This window comes from Mycobacterium sp. TH-M106, from assembly GCF_057473765.1.
The window spans coordinates 1-2910 of the sequence record NZ_JBYCLE010000401.1; the positions used below are offsets into that span (position 1 = coordinate 1).

The 2910-nt window shown below is 67.9% G+C and carries 4 protein-coding genes and 1 pseudogene; 4 read left to right on the forward strand and 1 reads right to left on the reverse strand.

All coding sequences use genetic code 11. The features are described from left to right. Both AC2VOP_RS14225 and aroQ read left to right on the forward strand, forming a co-directional pair. Positions 1-168: pseudogene (locus AC2VOP_RS14225) on the forward strand (hypothetical protein); the annotation flags it as partial. Further along, positions 165-608, forward strand: a complete 444-nt coding sequence (aroQ, locus tag AC2VOP_RS14230; RefSeq protein ID WP_486961572.1) for a type II 3-dehydroquinate dehydratase — start codon at positions 165-167, stop codon at positions 606-608. The pseudogene AC2VOP_RS14225 and the gene aroQ, both read left to right, overlap by 4 nt. A 19-nt stretch (positions 609-627) precedes the next feature. Here aroQ and AC2VOP_RS14235 read toward each other — a convergent pair whose 3' ends face one another. Next, on the reverse strand, positions 628-1284 hold the full coding sequence (locus AC2VOP_RS14235) for a B-4DMT family transporter (RefSeq protein WP_486961573.1): 657 nt from the start codon (positions 1282-1284) through the stop codon (positions 628-630). A gap of 33 nt (positions 1285-1317) precedes the next feature. Between AC2VOP_RS14235 and AC2VOP_RS14240 the strand changes: the two genes are divergently transcribed. Continuing rightward, positions 1318-2436 (forward strand): M24 family metallopeptidase, encoded by a 1119-nt coding sequence (locus AC2VOP_RS14240; RefSeq protein WP_486961574.1) that lies wholly within the window; start codon positions 1318-1320, stop codon positions 2434-2436. Between the two features lie 6 nt (positions 2437-2442). Continuing rightward, a partial coding sequence (gene efp, locus AC2VOP_RS14245) for an elongation factor P (RefSeq protein WP_486961575.1) occupies positions 2443-2910 on the forward strand: 468 nt, incomplete at its 3' end.

A 2910-nucleotide genomic window follows, 5' to 3' on the forward strand; every position in this document is an offset into this window, starting at 1 on the left:
GCACTGCTGGCATACATGGCCGGGGACAAGAAGACCCGAGCCGGTGTGCTGCGGTTCGTCGTCCTGGACGGACTGGCCAAGCCGGGCCGGCTGGAGGGTCCCGACCCGGCCCTGTTGGCGGCCGCCTACGCCGAAGTGGGCAAGCGTTGCGAAGTGGCCAGTCAGTGAACCGGATCAACGTCGTCAACGGCCCCAACCTGGGACGGTTGGGCCGTCGTGAGCCCGACGTGTACGGCGAAACCACTCACGGCGACCTGACGGCGATGATCGAACACGAAGCGGCGGCACTTGGCGTGGAAGTCATTGTGCAGCAAAGCGATAGCGAGTCACAGCTGCTGGAGTGGATCCACGAAGCTGCCGACGCCGACGAGCCGCTGATTCTCAATGCCGGTGGCTTGACACATACTTCGGTGGCGTTGCGCGACGCCTGTACGGAATTGCGCGCACCGTTGATCGAGGTGCACATCTCCAATGTGTATGCCAGAGAAGACTTTCGACGACAATCCTATGTGAGTCCGATCGCTACCGGGGTGATCGTCGGACTCGGGGTGCAGGGTTACCTGTTGGCGCTGCGCTACCTGGCCGGAACGTCGGCGGCGTCGGCCTGAGCCTGCGCCACCCGTTAGCTCAGCTGCTCTGGTAACCGGGTTTGTCGTCCTCGGTCGGCAGTGTGATGGTGGGCTCCTCGCTCGGGGCGGCCGGCGCGGTCTGGGCGCTCGGGGCGGTCGGTGCCTCCGCACCTCCGGTGGCGGGGGCCAGTGAAGCCGCCGCTTCCGCGCCGGCGCCGACCGCGGCGAACACGTCGGTGTCAGCGCGGTCGTCCGGTTCGGCGGCCAGGCCGTGGTGCCGGTGCGGCGCCTTCGCGTACCCCCGGTCGACCATGGCGCGACCGGCCACCACCCCGCCCATGGCCGGCAGGAACACCGCGAGCGCGGTGAACGCCGCGAACGTGGTCAGCTCGTTGAGCAGCCCGCCGACATACAGCGCTTTGTCGAAGAGCGAGATCACCCACGTCACCGCCCCGCTGAGCGCCCCGGCCAGCAGTCCGGCGGCCAGCCAGGTCATCGCCAGGTCCTGGCGGTGGTCCGGGTCTGGATTGGCGGCTGCGTCGTCGCGGCCGTCGAGCAGCCCCCAGATCAGTACGCCGATCAGAAAGAGCACCATCAGCACCGTGCTGATCAACCCGGCCCGTGTCTGCCATGTGTTGATCAACGCTCCCTGAACCAGACGGAGCCCGACCATCGCCGCGGCGAAGGCCAATCCACGCAGTAACCAGTCGCTCATGAAGCCACAGCGTAGCGAGTACGGTCACAGGGCGTGACATATTCGTCGCGGCGGGAGAATCTTCGCACTCGGATCGGTGCCGCCGGGCTGGATGCGATGCTGGTCAGCGACCTGGTCAATGTGCGTTATCTGTCCGGGTTCACCGGCTCGGCGGGTGCGCTGCTGGTCTACGCCGACGATTCACCGGCCGTGCTGGCCACCGACGGCCGGTATCGCACGCAGGCCACGCAGCAGGCGCCTGATGTCGAGGTGACCGTCGACCGGGCCTACGGACGCTACCTGGTCGGACGGGCGAGCTCGGGCGGGGTGCGGCGGCTGGGCTTCGAAAGCCACGTGGTCACCGTGGACGGACTCGACGCGCTGGCTGGGGCGTTGACAGCGGCGGACGGCGTCGAGCTGATCCGCGCGGCCGGCATGGTGGAGGCACTGCGCACGGTCAAAGACGCAGGTGAGGTGGCACTCCTGCGGCTCGCCTGCGAAGCGGCCGACGCCGCACTGACCGACCTGATTGAGCGCGGTGGTGTGCGCCCGGGACGCACCGAACGTCAGGTGAGCCGCGACCTGGAGTCGCTGCTGCTCGACCACGGCGCCGATGCGGCGTCCTTCGAGACGATCGTGGCTGCCGGGGCAAACTCGGCGATCCCGCACCATCGGCCAGGCGACGCGATTCTGGCCGCCGGCGACCTGGTCAAGATCGACTTCGGCGCGCTGGTGGCCGGCTATCACTCCGACATGACCCGCACCTTCGTGCTGGGCACGGCGGCCGACTGGCAGCGCGAGGTCTACCAGCTGGTCGCCGAGGCCCAGCGGGCCGGCCGCGTCGCGTTGCAGCCGGGCGCCAGCCTGCGTGACGTGGACGCCGCCGCGCGCCGGGTGATCGCCGACGCCGGCTACGGAGACCACTTCGACCACGGTCTGGGCCACGGCGTGGGCCTGCGGATCCATGAAGCGCCGGGAATCAACGCGTCGGCAGACGGTACACTGCCTGCTGGCGCCACGGTCACCGTGGAACCCGGCGTCTATCTGCCCGGTCGTGGCGGTGTTCGCATCGAGGACACGCTGGTCGTGGCCCAGACCCCCGGGCAGCCCGCGGAACTGCTGACCCGGTTCCCCAAGAAACTGACTGAACTGACCAGCCTCGAGGAGACATAGCAGACCGTGGCCACAACTGCCGACTTCAAAAACGGACTGGTGCTGGTGATCGACGGCCAGCTGTGGACCATCACGGAGTTCCAGCACGTCAAGCCCGGCAAGGGACCGGCCTTCGTGCGCACCAAGCTGAAGAACGTGCTGTCCGGCAAGGTGGTCGACAAGACCTTCAACGCAGGGGTGAAGGTCGAGACCGCCACGGTGGACCGCCGCGACACCACGTACCTGTACCGCGACGGCTCGGACTTCGTGTTCATGGACAGCGAGGACTACGAGCAGCACCCGCTGCCGGAGTCACTGGTGGGCGACGCGGCGAACTATCTGCTGGAGGGCATGCCGGTACAGGTGGCATTCCACAATGGCACTCCGCTCTACATCGAACTGCCGGTGACAGTCGAACTGGAGGTCACCCACACCGAGCCCGGCCTGCAGGGCGATCGGTCCAGCGCCGGCACCAAACCGGCCACGGTGCAGACC